At 68.2% G+C, this 15,858-nt stretch carries 20 protein-coding genes; 4 read left to right on the top strand and 16 right to left on the bottom strand.

Translation table 11 applies throughout. From position 1 onward, the window contains the following. Window positions 1-9: 9 nt before the first annotated feature. The 3 genes from D0B54_RS08085 to D0B54_RS08095 form a co-directional block, all read right to left on the bottom strand. Window positions 10-906 carry a transglutaminase family protein gene (locus D0B54_RS08085; RefSeq protein ID WP_117290833.1) on the bottom strand — a complete coding sequence of 299 codons (897 nt, stop codon included), beginning with the start codon at window positions 904-906 and terminating at the stop codon, window positions 10-12. Window positions 907-930: 24 nt separating this feature from the next. Then, window positions 931-1,476 (bottom strand): lipocalin family protein, encoded by a 546-nt coding sequence (locus D0B54_RS08090; RefSeq protein WP_117290834.1) that lies wholly within the window; start codon window positions 1,474-1,476, stop codon window positions 931-933. Between the two features lie 79 nt (window positions 1,477-1,555). Beyond that, window positions 1,556-2,173, bottom strand: a complete 618-nt coding sequence (locus D0B54_RS08095; protein ID WP_117290835.1) for a class I SAM-dependent methyltransferase — start codon at window positions 2,171-2,173, stop codon at window positions 1,556-1,558. Window positions 2,174-2,297: 124 nt separating this feature from the next. Here D0B54_RS08095 and D0B54_RS08100 point away from each other — a divergent pair, with 124 nt between their 5' ends. Further along, entirely contained in the window at window positions 2,298-3,296 is a 999-nt protein-coding gene (locus tag D0B54_RS08100) for a hypothetical protein (protein WP_117290836.1), read from the top strand. A 6-nt stretch (window positions 3,297-3,302) separates the two neighbouring features. Here D0B54_RS08100 and D0B54_RS08105 read toward each other — a convergent pair whose 3' ends face one another. Further along, entirely contained in the window at window positions 3,303-3,713 is a 411-nt protein-coding gene (locus D0B54_RS08105; RefSeq protein ID WP_117290837.1) for an NINE protein, read from the bottom strand. A gap of 105 nt (window positions 3,714-3,818) precedes the next feature. On the opposite strand from D0B54_RS08105, the gene D0B54_RS08110 reads away from it, so the two are divergent. Then, window positions 3,819-4,073 carry a hypothetical protein gene (locus D0B54_RS08110; RefSeq protein ID WP_205527305.1) on the top strand — a complete coding sequence of 85 codons (255 nt, stop codon included), beginning with the start codon at window positions 3,819-3,821 and terminating at the stop codon, window positions 4,071-4,073. Window positions 4,074-4,128: 55 nt separating this feature from the next. On the opposite strand, the gene D0B54_RS08115 is transcribed toward D0B54_RS08110, so the two are convergent. The 7 genes from D0B54_RS08115 to D0B54_RS08145 form a co-directional block, all read right to left on the bottom strand. Further along, on the bottom strand, window positions 4,129-4,878 hold the full coding sequence (locus D0B54_RS08115; RefSeq protein ID WP_117290838.1) for a glutathione S-transferase family protein: 750 nt from the start codon (window positions 4,876-4,878) through the stop codon (window positions 4,129-4,131). 82 nt (window positions 4,879-4,960) lie between these two features. Next, complete coding sequence (locus D0B54_RS08120) at window positions 4,961-6,895, bottom strand: sensor histidine kinase (RefSeq protein WP_117290839.1); 1,935 nt, start codon at window positions 6,893-6,895, stop codon at window positions 4,961-4,963. A gap of 20 nt (window positions 6,896-6,915) precedes the next feature. Further along, on the bottom strand, window positions 6,916-7,581 hold the full coding sequence (locus D0B54_RS08125) for a glutathione S-transferase family protein (RefSeq protein ID WP_117290840.1): 666 nt from the start codon (window positions 7,579-7,581) through the stop codon (window positions 6,916-6,918). Between the two features lie 136 nt (window positions 7,582-7,717). Beyond that, window positions 7,718-8,233, bottom strand: coding sequence for a YggT family protein (locus D0B54_RS08130; protein ID WP_117290841.1), 516 nt, complete (start codon window positions 8,231-8,233; stop codon window positions 7,718-7,720). A gap of 91 nt (window positions 8,234-8,324) precedes the next feature. After that, window positions 8,325-9,116, bottom strand: a complete 792-nt coding sequence (locus D0B54_RS08135) for a dienelactone hydrolase family protein (protein ID WP_117290842.1) — start codon at window positions 9,114-9,116, stop codon at window positions 8,325-8,327. Window positions 9,117-9,139: 23 nt separating this feature from the next. Beyond that, window positions 9,140-9,790 carry a 1-acyl-sn-glycerol-3-phosphate acyltransferase gene (locus D0B54_RS08140; protein WP_117290843.1) on the bottom strand — a complete coding sequence of 217 codons (651 nt, stop codon included), beginning with the start codon at window positions 9,788-9,790 and terminating at the stop codon, window positions 9,140-9,142. A 99-nt stretch (window positions 9,791-9,889) separates the two neighbouring features. Continuing rightward, on the bottom strand, window positions 9,890-10,282 hold the full coding sequence (locus tag D0B54_RS08145) for a DUF4345 domain-containing protein (RefSeq protein WP_117290844.1): 393 nt from the start codon (window positions 10,280-10,282) through the stop codon (window positions 9,890-9,892). A 175-nt stretch (window positions 10,283-10,457) separates the two neighbouring features. Here D0B54_RS08145 and D0B54_RS08150 point away from each other — a divergent pair, with 175 nt between their 5' ends. Beyond that, the gene (locus D0B54_RS08150; RefSeq protein WP_117290845.1) at window positions 10,458-10,823 is read left to right on the top strand and encodes a VOC family protein; all 366 of its coding nucleotides are present in this window, start codon (window positions 10,458-10,460) and stop codon (window positions 10,821-10,823) included. An 81-nt stretch (window positions 10,824-10,904) separates the two neighbouring features. On the opposite strand, the gene D0B54_RS08155 is transcribed toward D0B54_RS08150, so the two are convergent. Genes D0B54_RS08155 through D0B54_RS08165 form a run of 3 tightly spaced genes read right to left on the bottom strand, consistent with a single transcriptional unit; the run spans window position 10,905 to window position 13,282 of the window. Next, on the bottom strand, window positions 10,905-11,894 hold the full coding sequence (locus D0B54_RS08155) for an NAD-dependent epimerase/dehydratase family protein (RefSeq protein WP_117290846.1): 990 nt from the start codon (window positions 11,892-11,894) through the stop codon (window positions 10,905-10,907). 25 nt (window positions 11,895-11,919) lie between these two features. Beyond that, window positions 11,920-12,828 (bottom strand): hypothetical protein, encoded by a 909-nt coding sequence (locus tag D0B54_RS08160; protein WP_117290847.1) that lies wholly within the window; start codon window positions 12,826-12,828, stop codon window positions 11,920-11,922. Between the two features lie 28 nt (window positions 12,829-12,856). Further along, a complete protein-coding gene (locus D0B54_RS08165) occupies window positions 12,857-13,282 on the bottom strand; it encodes a hypothetical protein (protein ID WP_117290848.1) in 426 nt (141 codons plus the stop codon). A 137-nt stretch (window positions 13,283-13,419) separates the two neighbouring features. Here D0B54_RS08165 and D0B54_RS08170 point away from each other — a divergent pair, with 137 nt between their 5' ends. Next, the gene (locus D0B54_RS08170; RefSeq protein ID WP_117290849.1) at window positions 13,420-13,872 is read left to right on the top strand and encodes a hypothetical protein; all 453 of its coding nucleotides are present in this window, start codon (window positions 13,420-13,422) and stop codon (window positions 13,870-13,872) included. 22 nt (window positions 13,873-13,894) lie between these two features. On the opposite strand, the gene D0B54_RS08175 is transcribed toward D0B54_RS08170, so the two are convergent. Beyond that, a complete protein-coding gene (locus D0B54_RS08175; protein WP_117290850.1) occupies window positions 13,895-14,164 on the bottom strand; it encodes a YcgL domain-containing protein in 270 nt (89 codons plus the stop codon). Window positions 14,165-14,190: 26 nt separating this feature from the next. Further along, window positions 14,191-15,792, bottom strand: coding sequence for a L,D-transpeptidase family protein (locus D0B54_RS08180; protein WP_162932297.1), 1,602 nt, complete (start codon window positions 15,790-15,792; stop codon window positions 14,191-14,193). Window positions 15,793-15,858 lie beyond the last annotated feature (66 nt).

The raw sequence follows: 15,858 nt of genomic DNA on the forward strand, positions 1-15,858 counted from the left end.
GCGGCCGACTCAGCCGTTTGCAGCAGGTTGCCGGCCGGAGGCGACCGTGACCTCCACCGTCATGCCCTGGTAGTCCTCCGGGGCGCCGGTATAGGAGCCGCTCAGGGGAACCGCTTGCGAGGCGTCGCGGGCCACCGCCACGCGGATCAGGTTGCGGCCGCCGATCAGGGCGTTGGTGGGGTCGAACTCGATCCACCCGGCGCCGGGCAGGAAGATCTCCGCCCAGGCATGGGTGGCGCCGCCGCCGACCAGGCCGTCGCCGGCATCGAGCAGCTTTTCATCGTAGAGGTAGCCGGAAACGAAGCGCGCCGCCAGGCCCAGGCTGCGCGCGGCTTCCATCAGCAAGAGCGCGAAGTCGCGGCAGCTGCCGCTGGCCGCCAGCAGGGTTTCCACCGGCGTCTGCACGCCCATCTCCTCGCGCCGGGCGTACTGGAAGTCCTTGCGGATCGCCCGGGTCATCGCCACCAGGGTATTGAGCGTGCCCGAGCCGGTCTTGCGGCCGACGAAGCGCTTGGCCCAGGCGTCGATGCGGTGCTCGGGATCGGGGTAGTGCCGTTCCTTGGTGCGTCCCAGGTCGGCGACTTCCTCGGCCGGATAGCTGAAGGGCAGCTTGCGCGCGTATTCCTCGATCAGGATGTCCTGCGGCACGGCGGGAAAGTGCTCGGCGAGGAAGCTGGAGGTAAAGCACAGCTCGGTCGCCGGTTCTGCAAAGCTGGCGATGGCGATGGAATTGCCGAAGACATCGTGCATCCAGCGCACGGTGGCCGCCGGCGTGATCGACAGGCCCGTCTCCAGCAGCCGCAGGTCGTGGCTGTCGCGCGGGCGGCACATCAGGCGATGATCGTTGAAGCTCACCGGCCTGGCATAGCGGTACAGCGTCCTGTGTTCAACGCTCAGGATCGCCATGGGCGGTCTCCCTGGATGATGTTGTTATTGCTTTTCGGGGACTTCCGGCCAGCGCTGCGGCACCAGCCGCAGCTTGCTCACGTCGTAACCCATGGCGGTGATGCGCTGTCGCAGCTCACGCAGCTGTGCTTCAGGAATCTGCGGACGCCGCGCCATCAGCCACAGGTAGTCGCGCTTGCTGCGCCCGACGATCACCACCGAGTAGTCGTCGGCCAGCCAGACGATCAGGTACTCCGCCTTGATCGGCCAGATGAACTGCACGCCCCATTCGGCATGGGTCTGGCGGTTCACGACGAAGGCCTTGGAGGTCATCTTCCTGCGCGGGCCGTCGAAGGTCTTCTTGCGGTAGGTGAAGGTGGTCGGGATATTGCCATCCTCGTCCAGCCGGTAGTTCTCCACCGAGTTGACCGCATCCTTCTCGATCCAGGGCGGGATGTTGGCGATCACGTACCAGTCGCCCATCATGCGCTGCAGGTCCACCGAGGCCACGGTGGGCAGCGGCTCCTTGCGGGCGCCGCTCATGCAGCCACCCAGCAGGAAAGCCAGCAGCAGCACGGACAGTTGGCGCATCGGCGGGCTCCGTTCATGGCGAAAAGGGCGGAGTGAAAACACCCCGCCCCTGCAGCTTACGCGATTGCCATGCGACCGCTCAGCCGTGCACGGCGCCGCCGGAGTAGACAAAGGTGAAGGGGCGGGGGCCGGGCAGGTAACGCGCATGCAGGTCCTGCACGCGGAAGCCGCCGGCGGCGATCAGTGCCGGCATGGCCCGATTGAGATGGCAGCCGCCGGCGATCGGCTTCCACAACGGCGTCAGCCGGTCCTGCCAGCGCCGCGGGCCGGCATCCGGCGCGGTGCCGTGCTCGCAGAACAGCAGTTCGCCGCCGGGCTTGAGCACGCGCCGCATTTCCTCCAGTGCCGAGACCGGGTCGGGGATGGTGCAGAGCGTGAAGGTGGTGACCACGGTGTCGAAGCTGGCGGTTTCGGCACCGATCTGTTCGACCACCAGCGGCAGTGTCTCCACCGGGATCGCGATCTGCTGCGCGCGGCGCCGGGCCAGGCTATGCATCTGCGCAGCGGGATCGACCCCACAGATGTGCTGCACTTTCGCCGCATCGTAGAACGACAGGTTCAGGCCGGTGCCGATGCCGATCTCCAGCACGCGACCGCGTGCGCGCGGCACGAGTTGCGAACGGGCCTTCATGATGTCGCCCATGCCGCAGGCGCAGTCGATGACGTGAGGCAGGATGTGGCGGTCGTAGAAACCCATGGTTCGATGGTCCTGGCGGGATGGCAACAGCCTACGCTGCCGGATGCCGCGATCTCAAATGGGGGCGTGCCCCGGGGCTCGCTTCAGGGCATGCTGGAGGCATAAGAACATGGGGAGAGAGGCGATGCGGGCAGCGATACGGGCGGCGACCCTGGTGGCAACCCTGGCCCTGGCCGCCTGTGGCGGCGGTGACGGTGACAGCGGCGGCAGCGATGACGTCCCGCCGGTCCGGCTGGAGGATCTCTGCGTCAACTCCGGCTGCGGCGAACGCACCATATTGCTGGATATTCCCGGAGCCGAGAACCTGACTTTTTCTCCGGACGGCCGCCTGTTCGTCAGCAGCGGCTCCGGCGTGTTCGAGATCCACAAGAACGCCGACGGCAGCTTCCGCGCCGACAGCATTTCGCCCGAGGCCTGCGGCTACACGGGCCTTGCGATCCGCCGGGGCTACCTCTACAGCGCCTGCGGCGACGGCCGCTTCTGGGCGACGAAGCTTGATGCTGCGCCGCAGCTGCAGCTGATCCACACCATGAGCGGCATGTGCATCGCCAACGGCACCGCACTGGGTGCCGACGGCCGCATCTACGTGGTCGACGAGCCGCTCAACGTCTGCGTGCCCGATCCCAAGATCAAGCGCCTGACGATCGATCCGGCGGACCCGATGAAGGTGACGCACGAGGAGGTCTTCGTGCAGGGCAGCGCCCTGGGCCTGCTGGCCGTCGGCGTCGGCAACGTGCTGCGTTTCCCCAATGGCCTGCAGGCCGACGGCCGGCGCTTCTACGGTACCGATGGCGGCAGCATCTTCACCGTCGACCTGCAGCCGGACGGCAGCGCCGGCGAGGTGACGCCGATCTTCTTCGAGGTGGACGTGCATGACGACCTGGGCCTGGCCGGCGACGATGGCCTGCTGCTGGCCAATTTCCTGACCGGCCGCATCACGCTGATCTCCAGGGACGGCGAGAAGCTGCAGGCGACCGCACCCGGCACCTTCAGCTTCCCGTCCTCGGTGCGCCTGGGGCGGCCGCCGATGTTCGAACCCACCGACATCCTGGTCACCGAGACCGGCGTGCTGGCGGACCAGAGCCTGCCGCTGGACCACCTGAGCCTGTTCCGTCGCAAGTAGGGCCTGTCAGGCGGCGGCGCCCCTGCGGTTGATCTCGTCGACCTGGCCGTTGAGGGTCCAGAGGTCGTAGAGCCAGCCCATGGCCAGCAGGCCGCCGGTGCAGAGCCAGAGCAGACCGGTGATCCACTTGCCCATGTAGAAGCGGTGGATGCCGAACAGGCCGAGGAAGGTCAGCAGCGCCCAGGCGACGGTGTAGTCCGTGGGTCCGGACTGGTAGCGGCGCTCGGCGCTGCGTTCCATCGACGGGATCAGGAACAGGTCGACGATCCAGCCGACGAACAGCAGGCCCAGCGTGAAGAACCAGATCGTCCCGGTGATCTGGCGGCCGTAGTAGAAGCGGTGCGCGCCCATGAAGCCGAAGATCCAGACGACGTATCCCACCGCCAGGTTGTGCGTGTTGTTTTGTGCTTGGTTCATTGCGAAGGCCCTGTTTTCCCCGGGAAAGATTATGCATTTAGCCGGCATTCAGCTTGACCGCGTAAGCTGCGAATCGTTCATTTGCCACTGACAAGGAGTCTAGACATGAACAGCCGCACCCTCACGATGCGTGCCCTGCTGCTTGCCAGCGCCCTGAGCCTGGGCTTTGGAGTCGTCGCCTGCAAGAAGGAGGAGCCGACGCCGATGGAAAAGGCCGAAGAGAACGTCAAGGACGCCTTCGATGCGCGTCCCAATGAAGCCCTCAAGGACGCCGGCGAGGATGCCAAATCCGCGGTCCAGAACGCCGGCGACGCCGTCGAGCAGAAGGCCGACGAGGTGAAGCAGGACGCCCAGCACTAAGCCGTACGATGTCGAAAGAGCCCGCAGCTTCCCTGCGGGCTTTTTCATTGCGGCCTCAGGTCGACATCGGGCCACGGCGCGGTGCCGCGGTGCCGAAGGTTTCCGTGGTGAGCGGCGCGCCCATCTCCATCAGTGCAGCGCGCTGCTGCGGGATCGGCGTGCGCAGGCTCTTGTGCTCGTAGGGCTTGAGACGTTCGAAGGCCTCGAGCGCCAGAGCGCGCTGCACCAGTGCCGCGGTCTTCGGCCAGCGCGCGACGTCCGGCTGCCAGCGTGCGAAACCGGCGTTGCGGAAGAACACGGCGACGCCGATGTCGGCGATGGACAGCTCGCCGAAAATCCAGCCCTGTGCGGGCAGCTGCGATTCGAGGTAATCCATGACCTGCGGCAGGTCTTCGTCCAGGGTCTTCTGCAGCAGTGCCTGGTCGGTGGGCTTGCCCCAGACGTAGGGATTGATCGTGACCTCGTTGTACAGCCGCCAGATGATCACGTCGCCCATGCGGGTGTCGGCAAACTCCTCCAGCCAGCGCGCGCGAGCACGGTCCGCGACATTCGACGGGTAGAGCGCGGGGCTGGGGTAGCGGTCCTCCAGGTACTGGCAGATCACCGTGGAGTCGCTGAGCGTCACCCGGTCGTCGATCAGCACCGGCACGCGGCGGATCGGACTCACGGCGCTGAAGCGCTCGTCGCCGGTAAAGGGCACGATCGGATCGATGCGGTAGTCGATGCCCTTGAGTTGCAGAACGACGAGGACCTTGCGCACGTAGGGCGAGAGATAGCTGCCGATGATCGTGACCGGTGTCGTCATGCCGCGGGCTCCGTGGGAAGAGTTGGTGATCTTCTCATGGAGCCGGCGACCGCAGGCGGCCTGCGGGGCCTGGAGCAGTACGCTAGATGGGCAGCGTGAAGCGGAAGATCGCCCCGGGATAGCCCGGCTCCACCCAGATGCGGCCGCCGTGGCGTTCGACGATCTTGCGGCAGATCGCCAGGCCGATGCCGCTGCCGGGATAGACCTCGCGCGTATGCAGGCGCTGGAACAGCACGAACACGCGCTCGGCGTAGAGCGGGTCGATGCCGATGCCGTTGTCGCGCACCGAGAACTGCCAGGAATCGGCGTCGGGCTGCACGTCGATGTCGATCCGGGGCGGCGCCTCGCCGCGGAACTTGATGGCATTGCCGACCAGGTTCTGGAACAGCTGGGTGATCAGCGGGCCCTGCACCGGGAGGGTCGGCAGCGCCTGGCGGTGAATCACGGTGCCGGTTTCGGTGATCGCGGTGCGCAGGTTCGCCAGCGCGGCATCCAGCAGCTTGTCCAGCGGTGTCGGCTCCGGCTGCTGCTTTTCGCGGGTGACACGCGAGTAGGTCAGCAGACCCTCGATCAGCTGGCGCATGCGCTGCACCTCGTCGGTGATGTAGCCGACGAACTCGTTGGCGTCCGGGTCCTCGCCGCTGAAGCGGCGTGCCAGCAGCTGGGTGAAGCTGGCGACGGTACGCAGCGGCTCCTGCAGGTCATGCGAGGCCACGTAAGCGAAGTGCTCCAGCTCGGTGTTGGAGCGGGCCAGTTCCTCGGCGCGCTCCGCCAGCGCGGCGGTGGCGCGTTTTCGCTCGGTGATGTCCTCGGCAGTACCGGCCACCCCGATCACGGTGCCGCCCTTCATCAGTGGCGCATTGCTGAAGACGATGGTGGTGGTGCTGCCGTCCTTCCGGCGGATCGGCGTTTCGAAATTGCTGGCCGCCCCCCGGCCGCTGGCGGCGGCCTCGAACAGCGCCTGCACCTCGGCGCGATACTCCAGCGGGATCAGCGGCAGGAAGCTCATGCCCAGCAGCTCGGGCTCTTCGTAGCCGGTGATGACACAGGTCTGGCGGTTGACCAGGGTGAAGCGTCCCTGCAGGTCGAAGGCGAAGATCGCGTTGGTGGCGCTCTGCATCACCTTGTTGCGGAACTCCGTGGTCTCGCGCAGGCCTTCCTCGGCCAGGCGGCGGCGCACGATCATTTCGTTGAACACCAGCGCCAGCTCGCCCAGTTCGTCACCGGAGCGCACGTCGATGCGGTAGTTCAGATCGCCCTGCGATACCCGTACGGCGCCCTCGCGCAGCGCCAGGATGGCCTGGCGCAGATCGCGCGAGATCACGAACGCCACCCACAGGCCGGCGGCGAGCAGCAAGGCAGCAAAGCCGACGATGACCAGCGGCAGGCCGTGCTGCATCCAGCGCGCGATGGCGCCGATCCTCACCGAGAATTCGCGCTCCAGGGGGGCCACCGCGGCGTTGATCGTGGCGATGCGCTCCAGTAGCAGCTGCTGACGCGGCGGTGCGAGCTGGTCGGCGGGGATCGTGCGATGCAGCTCCGCGGCGATGGCCTCCAGTTCCAGCAGGCGGCGTTCAGCCTGGCGCCAGACGTCGATCGCGGCGTCGAGCCGGTCGAGCCAGCGGAAGTGCCGGAACAGGAAGATCATGTCCGGCACGTCCTGCGCCGCGTTGCCGCCGGCGACGAAGCCCCGCCGCACGGTCTCCTCGTTGTAGGAGCTGCGCTCCATCTCCAGCCGTGCAATGCGGTCGCCCAGCGGGATCGCCATGGCGTCCTGGTAGCGCTGGTAGTCCGCGAGCTGGCCCGACTGGGCGTAGCGGCTCAGGTAATAGACCGCGTCCTTCTGGCCCTTGGACCACAGGCCTTCGCCGCCGACGTAGGCGCGCGCGCCACTGGCCAGGCGCAGGCTCAGGGTGACCACGGCGACCAGGGCGAAGACGATCGCGACGAACACCACCACGATCGCCGCCAGCTTGGCGGTGATCGACAGGTGATGCGAGCCCCCGGGGCGACGCATGTGTGCGTGGTGCCCGGGGGCTAGCGCAGCAACTCGTAGGGGCCGCCCTTCTGCAGGGCGCGCTGGTAGGCCGGGCGGGCGTGGATGCGCTGCAGGAAGCCGGCGAGGTTCGGCGGCACGTCGCTGCCGCCGCGTGCGGCCAGGGCTTCGGCGGGAAAGCTCATCTGGATGTCGGCGGCGCTGAACGCCTTGCCGGCGAACCAGCCGGTCTTGCCCAACTCGCTCTCGATGTAGCCGACATGCAGTTTGAGGTTGGGCCCCAGGAACATCTTGTCTACGCCGCCGACGATGCCGCGGGCGATCGGCCGTATCAGCGCGGGCGAGCCCTTGGGTACCTGGCTCAGCACCAGTTTCATCACCAGCAGGGGCATGATCGAGCCTTCCGCGTAGTGCAGCCAGTAGCTGTACTGCAGGCGTTCGGGGGTGCCGGCCGGTGGTGCCAGGCGGTCGTTGCCGTAGCGCTCGACCAGGTATTCGACGATGGCGCCGGATTCGGCAACGGTGTTGCCGTCGTCGGTGATCACCGGCGACTTGCCCAGGGGATGCACCGCCTTGAGTTCCGGCGGCGCCAGCATGGTCTTGCTGTTGCGCTCGTAGCGCTTCACCTGGTACTCCACTCCCAGTTCTTCCAGGAGCCAGAGCACGCGCTGGGAGCGGGAGTTGTTGAGGTGGTGGACGGTGACCATGGCATTCCCGGGTGGTGGATGTCGTCCGCCATCAAATCACAGATGGGCGGCAGCGTCATGTAGGTGAGGCAGACGGATGTCCAGTAGACATCCGTCTCGCCGAACGCCGCCCTCGGTGCTTCGGTGCAGCCGGGTTTCAGATCTCGGTACGGCGCTGGGCCCAGAGACGCAGCAGGCCCTTGATCGCCAGGTGCACCAGGGCGTAGACGCCCACGGCGATCAGCAGCGGCAGGGCCAGTGTTCCGCCGGTCTCCAGTGCCGGGGCGCCGACGATGCCCTTGAAGGGCAGGTACAGCGGCTCGGTGATGCCCTTGATGAAGCGCACGAAGCCGGCGCCCTCCCTTGCCCCCATCAGGGCGAGCACGAAGCGCAGGCCCAGCAGCGAGTAGGTCACCCAGAAGACGTAGTCGACCACCTGCCCGACACGCGCCGTGGCGCGCATCTGGCCGACCTCGCGTTCGCGCTCTGAAACTTCGTCTATCAGCTTGCGCTGCATGTCCGATGCAACCGCGTCGATGCGCGGCTGCTGGTTGGCCAGGGTGTCCTGCGCCTGCGCCGCGATCTGCGAGTCCACCCGCGTTTCCAGCCGGTTTTTCAGCGCATTGTGCTGGGCGATGCGCCGGGCCTCTTCCTGAGCCAATGTCGTGTCCATTGCAGCCTCCTTGCGCAACGACGGCGGCCGCGATTGGCCGCCCGGACATCATCCCAAGACCCGGTGAACGGCGTCTGAATGGAGGCCCTGCTCAGTCGCGGTTCAGCTGCTCGCGCAGGAAGGCGAGGGTACGATCCAGCGCGGCGCGGGTGGGTTCGCCTTCGCGGTCGATCAGGTGCGTGGTCATCACGCTGTGCGCCGGCTTCATCGCCTGCGGATTGGCACGGTTGGACGGTACGACGATGGCTTCGAAGGCCGCGCCGAACTCGCCCTGCAGGCGCTCGAAGCGCTCGGCACGGCACATCGGGTCGCCGTCGAAACGCAGGCCGAGGATGCGCGCGCCCTGCTTGTCGATCTTGTCATGCGCCGCGGCGATCTCCTCGGGCGAGGCATGCAGGCCGGAGCGCTGGGCGTGGCTCAAGCCGCCGGGCAGGGAAGGCTGCGCCAGCACCGGTGCGATTACCGGGGCATCGAGCATCAGCGCCAGGCCAAAGTTTCCGGTCAGGCACATGCCCACGCTACCGACACCGGGGCCGCCGCATTCGGCATGGGCGTGGCGCGCCAGCGCACGCAGCCAGTCGACGATGGGGCTGGACTGGTTGGCGGCGAGCAGGCGGAACTCGCGGCTGATGCAGACGCGGGCGATGGTGCGGGCTGCGGTGAGCGGGGTGACCGGCTCCAGCGGCGTGCCGAACAGCTGCGGCATCCACACCGAGAAGCCGGCGTCGGCGACGCGGGTGGCGAAGCGCGCCACCTGCGGCGTGATCCCAGGCACCTCCGACATCACGATCACCGCGCGGCCCTGGCCGCGGCGGTAGACGTCGCGCCGTTCGCCGTCCAGGCTCAGCGGGCTGCATGTGAATCCGGGAATCTCGATGCTCATGCGCGCCGCTCCTGTCGGGGGAATCAGTCTTCGCTGCTGCTACCGCCGCCCCCGGACCAGGGACGGCCCTGGCGATCGGCGATCGGCTTGGACAGCCGCTCGGCGTGCCGCGGCGATGAATGGGCGGCCACGTAGTCCTGCAGCTTGCCGACGTCGGCCTCGTAGTCGCTGGTCGGCTGCAGCGGCGGTCCGAACGTGACGAGCTTGCGCTGGTAGTCGATCGCCGCGGCCACGATCGGCACGCCGGCACCGTAGGCCACGTGATGGAAGCCGCGCTTCCAGGCCTTGGGCGCGGAGCGGGTCCCTTCCGGCGCCAGCAGCAGCACGAACTGCGGGTTGTCGTTGAAGGCGTCGACGCTTTGCTCGACGACGCCCTTGGGGCTCTTGCGGTTCACCGGCACCGCGCCGAGCCAGCGCAGGACCACGCCGCCGAAGCCGCGGAAGGCGCTGTCCTTGATCATGGTGCTGGCGCGGATGCCCAGGCTGATCAGGATGGCGAACGCGATGACGCCGTCCATGTTGGTGGTGTGAGGCGCGCCGATGAGCACCATCTTGGGTGCATCCGGCACGCCGCCGTCCACGCGCCAGCCCATCAGGCGCAGCACCAGCCGGCCGAGGCCGCGCGAAAAGGCATTGCCGCGCTGCGGCACCCGCGGACCGAGCGGCGCCATCATTGAAACTTCCCTCGGTACGGCATCCCTGACCTTCTTTTTTGTTTGCTGGCCGGGAGTATCCCATCATCGGGGCGCGTGCGGGCCACCCTTATCCGGTAGTCATGCCGTGGAGGCCGGATCCTGCTGCAGCCAGTACACCGCCTGCCACAGGCCGAGATTCTCGAACAGCATGCCCACGGCGACGTTCGGCGGCGGCACGCCGTCCACCAGCAGGCTGACCAGGCGCCCGGCTTCCAGGCCGCCCAGGACCGCGACCACAGCCCACAGCGCCGGGCGCTCCAGCGAGGCGCGCGTCACCGAGGCCAGCAGCAACAGGCCCACCGCCAGCGTCGTGCCGCCGCCGGCGCCGCGCATCTGGCTGTAGGCCGCGACCGAGTCGAGCTTCAGTCCCAGCCGGCCCGCGTCCATCGCCGCCTGCGGATCGGCCAGCGTGTAAACGCCCAGGGCCGCGAAGATCAGGCCGGTGATCAGCAGGAATCCGTTCAGTGCCATGCGTTTCTCCCCTAGTACTGTTGTAGTGCCCACAGTGTCCCCGGCAGGGGCCGGGTTGCAAAGAGCCGTACGCGCCAGAACGCAGGGCCGCGCGTGCCGCCGCGACTTGACCGCCGCCACGACGCGCGACTAGCTTGCGGCCGGATCAGAACTCAATAAAACCGGAGAGAGCGACATGATCGGATACGTGACGGTGGGGACCAACGATTTCGCGCGCGCGGCGCGCTTCTACGACGCGCTGCTGGGCGAGTTGGGCGCCAGGCGCATGATGGACTTCGAAGGCTTCGTGGTCTGGGGCAAGCCCGGCGCCGCGGCGCTGGCCATCGCCAAGCCCTTCGACGGCAAGCCGGCCACGGTCGGCAACGGTGTCATGGTGGCCATGGCGGCCGGCAGCAAGGCCGACGTCGACAAGCTCTACGCCAAGGCGATGGAACTGGGCGCGACCGACGAGGGCAAGCCGGGCCCGCGCGGCGACACTTTCTATGCCGCGTATTTCCGCGACCCCGACGGAAACAAACTGAATTTCTTCCACATGGGCTGAGAGGTCCACGTCTGTAGGAGCGAGCCTGCTCGTGACCTCTCGCACCGGGTCGCGAGCAAGCCCGCTCCTACAACGAGAGCTTCAGCGGATTGCGGCCTGCAACTCCCGCAGGCCTTCGTCCACGCTGATCACCGGGCGGTAGCCCAGTTGCTGCCGGGCCTTGTCGTCGCGCACGGTCACTTCGCGGAAGAACAGGTTCAGGGTTGTTCGCGTCAGCGGCGGTTCGCCCTGGAGCGGCAGCAGGCTCCAGGCGGTTTCGCAGACCGCGGCCATCGCGTCGGCCAGCCATAGCGGTGCGTTGCGCTCGCCGGGTTCCACGCCCTGGGTGCGGATCAGGCGGCCGATGAAGTCGCGGAACTGCTGCGGCGCACCGTCGGTGAGGAAGTAGATCTCGCCAGGACCGCCGCGCTCCATGGCCAGGATCACGCCATGCGCGACGTTGCGCACATGGCAGGTGGAGCTGCGGTGCGCGCCGCCGCCGAACCAGACCCAGCCGCGCCGCGCCGCCTCGGCGAGCCTCGGCGCCAGCGTGGTGTCGCCCTTGCCCCAGATGAAGCGCGGACGCACCACCACCGTGGCCAGGCCGTCGCCGTTGGCTGCGAGAACACGTTGCTCGGCCATGCCCTTGGAGCGTGGGTAGGCGCCGTTGGGCTTCTGCGGCAGCGGCCGCGTTTCGTCGGCCTCGATGATCGGCTGGCCGTCGGCCAGCACGGCCTCGGTGCTGATGTGGACCAGGCGCGGCAGTCCCGCTGCGCGGGCGGCGGCGATGACATGCTCGGTGCCTTGCACGGTGTCGCGCAGGAATTCCTCCCAGGGGCCCCAGCCGCCGACCTTGGCAGCGGAGTGGATCGCGCCGACGCAGCCGGCCATCCCGCCACGCATCGCCGCCATGTCGTCGAGGTCGCCGCTGACCGGTTCCGCGCCCAGTGCCTGCACGGTGGTGGCGGCCTGTGCCGAGCGCACCAGCGCGCGCACGCTGTAGCCGGCGCCGGTCAGCGAGGTGATCAGCTGGCGGCCGAGGAAGCCGGAGCCGCCGGTCAGGAAGACGAATTTCCGCGTCGCAGCCGTCATGGTTCCTGCCCTTCGTCCGTGATGCTCACTGTGCCCGGATCTCCTGTCTGAACTTGCCCAGGGCCTCCGCCTCGTAAGCCTGGCCGGCTTCCCGCGACCGGTCCGGCGCCTGCAGTTGCAGCAGGCCGCTTTCGACCAGGCCGGCGATGACCTGGCGGTCGGCCACCAGCACCTGCGCGGTCTGGTCGCCGGTGGGCAGGCTGAAAAAGCGAGCCTGGCTGCCGGCGTCCTCGGACATCAGGTTGAGCAGGTCCAGCACGCTGGCGACGTCGTACCAGTCACCGAAGTTGCGGGCGGCAACGTCGTAGTTCTTGATGCCGAGCCTGGCGCGCAGGCGGTAGGGCAGGCTGGTGTCGTCGGGATCCCCTGGCGGAACTTCGCTGAACTTCGCCCATGACATCGGCGGCCCTGCCAACTGGGCCAGCTCCCCCATCAGGCCCTCGTGGGCGTTGGGGAACATGCCGGTCTCCACGTCGAAGCCCAGGACCTGTCCCCGTTCCGCCAGGTGGTCGGCGATGGTGAGCGGCGCCCAGCTTTCGCGAGCTTCGGTGGGTGCAGCCTTCAACTGCAGGCCGGTCTCCTGCATGAATGTTTCCAGCGCCGCCGCTTCGGGAAAGCGCTGCAGGGTGACGGCGACCAGCTGGAGTCCGGAGTCCGGCGGCAGCTTCCAGTCGAGCAGGATGCGCGCTTCGGCGACCGCCGCGACGCGGTCGCGCAAGGCCATCTTCCGCAGGCAGGTTTCCACGCTCTGGGTCTTCTCCGGGTCCTTGCCCAGGCGGGCACGCCAGCCGGCACAACGGCCGGCTGCCGGAGGCGCATCCGCAGGCGTGGCGGCGACCGCGGTCTTGGCTGCGGATGTCTCGGCGGGTGGCGGCGCCTGCTTGCAGGCGGCCATCGTCAGGAGCGTCAGTGCGACCAGGATGCCAGCGTGCATCGGAACTCCGGAGGGATCGGCAGGGCCATCAGGCTTCGAGCGATGACGGGGCATCGACGGTCTGCAGCCAGCGCAGGGCCTCGTCGGGATCGCTGAAGTACTTCGCGGTGATGCCCATCGCGCGGTACTCGTCCACGGCGCGCTGCATGGTCCATTGGCCCAGTTCTTCCTCCGGCGCGACGATGGCCCAGTACTTCCAGCCGGCCTTGCGGGTCTGCGGAAACCAGTGGTCGCGCGCCCAGTCATGCAGCGACTGCGCCAGCACCGGGTTCTTGCGGTCGTCGGACAGCCACTTGCAGGCGCCGTGCTGCTTCATCGCCTGCGTCCCGGCCTGCAGGAACTCGCGGAACACCGACTCGACGATGAAGCGGTGCATCTGGTGATGCACGATCTTCGTCTCCGGGTGGTACCAGAGCGTGACGTAGGGGTTGTCGATCAGCACCTGTGCCGGCATGTTGCGCGCCCCCAGGGCATGAATGGTGGACCTGCGCCCAGCCTAACCCGGCCGGGGCCGCGACGGAATATGCCGCGAGTGCCGCCTGCGGTCTATCATGCAGCCACAGCGGCGCTGCCGCGCATGGGAGTGAGCGGATGACCCTGTCGACGATCGATCTGTGCACCCAGGAAGCCACGCTGCAGCGGACCTGGCAGCCCAAGGCCGCCAAGGCACCGATCTATGCCAACTACACGCCCTGGCCGGTGGCGATCACCGTGGCGGCGGGCACCGCCGGCTCGCTGGGCGAGGGTGGACCGGCACCGGAGCAGCGCTGGATCGCGATCTACGACACCGCCAGCGGCCGCGAGATCAGCAATCACGGCGCCGGCGCCAACGTGTTTTCCACCTTGCTGCAGCCGGGACAGGAACTGAAGGCCGCGGCCGAGCAGGAGATGGTCTACCGCCTGCTGGCGATCAAGGCGCTGATCGACGACTCCACCACGCTGCCCAAGCCGGAGAAGATGTACCTGCCCAAGCGCCTGGCGCGCGAACTGATCGCCAAGGGCAAGCAGCAGCTGCGGCGCGGGCCCGAGGACGGCGAAGCCTAGCCCGGGTTTCAAGCCACGGGATTCAGTCGCCGAAGTGCAGGTTCGCCTTGAGGATGCCGTCGGGCGGCATCTGGATGTAGTAGCCCGGCGCCGCCAGCTTCTCCAGCACCTGGGCGACATCGACGCGTGCCAGCCGCCGTTCCGGCGCCAGGCTCAGTTGCATCGCCTGGGTCAGCTTGCCGGTGAGGCGCCGCAGCGCCTCGGGCAGGTCCTCGGGCTTCAGGTCGGCGCGCAGGTACAGGTACATCTCGTCCTGGCGGCCACAGCGGTAGACGATGCAGTCGGTGCTCATGGAGCCATGATAAGGCCGTGATGGCCCTACAACTTTGGCCGCGCGGCCAGGGCCTGCAGCAGCGGTGGGTCGCGGTCGTAGATGTCGGCCTTGAACCCCACGCGGCCGTTCTCCGGCACGTCGATGGTCCAGTAGGCCAGCAGGATCGGGACGGATTTGGCCAGCCTGACGCTGCGCGTCGCCGGGTTGGCCAGGGTCGCGTCGATCGCGGCCGGGTCCCAGGCCGGGTCGTTGAGCAGCAGGCGCACCAGTTCCAGCACGTTCTCCACGCGGATGCAGCCGGAGCTGAAGGCACGCTGGCTGGCGCCGAACAGTTCGCGGTGGGGCGTGTCGTGCAGGTAGACGGCATAGGGGTTGGCGAAGCGGATTACCGCACGGCCCAGCGAATTGCCCTCGCCGGAGTCCTGCCGCAGTGTGATCGCCCCGGGCTTGGCCCAGTTGACCTTCTTCGGGTCCAGCTCCTGGCCGGCCGCGTCCAGCACGCGGATGCGGTTGCGTTCCAGGTACTTCGGATCGCGGCGGACCTTGGGCAGAACGTCCTCGCGCAGGATCGTCGGCGGCACGGTCCAGGTGGGGTTCAGGGTCAGGTAGGTGATTTCGGACTTGAACACCGGGCTGCTGCGGTAGGGCTTGCCGACCTGCACGCGCGAGGACCAGACCGACTCGCCCTTGCGGAACAGGTTGATGTGGAAGCCGGCGATGTCCACCAGCACGAAGTCGTCGTGCAGCTCGTGCAGCAGCCAGCGGCCGCGCTCGAGGTTGACGCGGACCTGGTCGATGCGCCGGGCGACCGGCACGTTGAGGGCGTTGCGCGTGCCGGGGCCGATGGCGCCATCGGCATCCAGGTATTGCTCCTGCTGGAAGCACTTCACGGCGGCTTCCAGGGTCGCGTCGTACAGCGTCGAGCCGTCGTTGGCCGCGGCATCGATGTCGCCGGTGGCGGCCAGGCGCTTGCGCAGCAGGGCCACGCGCGGATCGTCCACGCCGGGCTTGAGGGCCGGGCCGCCCGGGATCGTGGTCCAGCCGCCGGCGGCTTCCACCGCGCGCAGGCGCGCCAGCGCGGCACGCAGGCGCTCATAGGCCGGGTGGTCCGGCCGGGCACCCTTGAACACGGCGGCGATGTTGCCGGTCTTCACGGCGTCGACCATGTAGCCCAGCGCCTGGTCCGGGGTCATCGTGCGTGCGTCGAAGTTCCACTGCGCGTCGAGGCTGCCGGGGTCGACCTTGCCGCGGAACAGGTGCGCCAGCGCAAGCAGGTAGGAGCGCGTGGTGGCCAGGTCATAGGCGGCGATGCCGTCGGGGTCGGCGGAGGCCGGGCCCTTTTCGACCTGCTCCAGGGCGTAGTCGCGCGGGTCCAGCCCGTCGGCGGCCAGGCCGCGCAGCTCCGTGATCAGGGCTTCCTGGCGGCTGCGGTCGTTCCAGGCCGGCGCAAAATCGCGCTGCTCGTAGAAGCGGGCGATGCCCTCGGTCAGCGATACACCCTCCAGCTTCGGGCCCGAGGGGCCGGCGTCGCGCAGCTGCTCGACACGTTCGCGCACCACCTCGCGCAGACCCTGGGCCGGGGCGGGCAGGGCGCAGGCGGCCAGCAGCAAAGCCGAGATGCCGCGGCGCAATGCGGATGTGTTCATGACGCTCCCTGTCTGTCTGGCGGACTGTGGACGCCCGCTCGTCGGCGCGATTTTGCCCTGTTCGCG

The sequence above is a fragment of the Solimonas sp. K1W22B-7 genome, from assembly GCF_003428335.1.
GTDB lineage: Bacteria > Pseudomonadota > Gammaproteobacteria > Nevskiales > Nevskiaceae > Solimonas_A.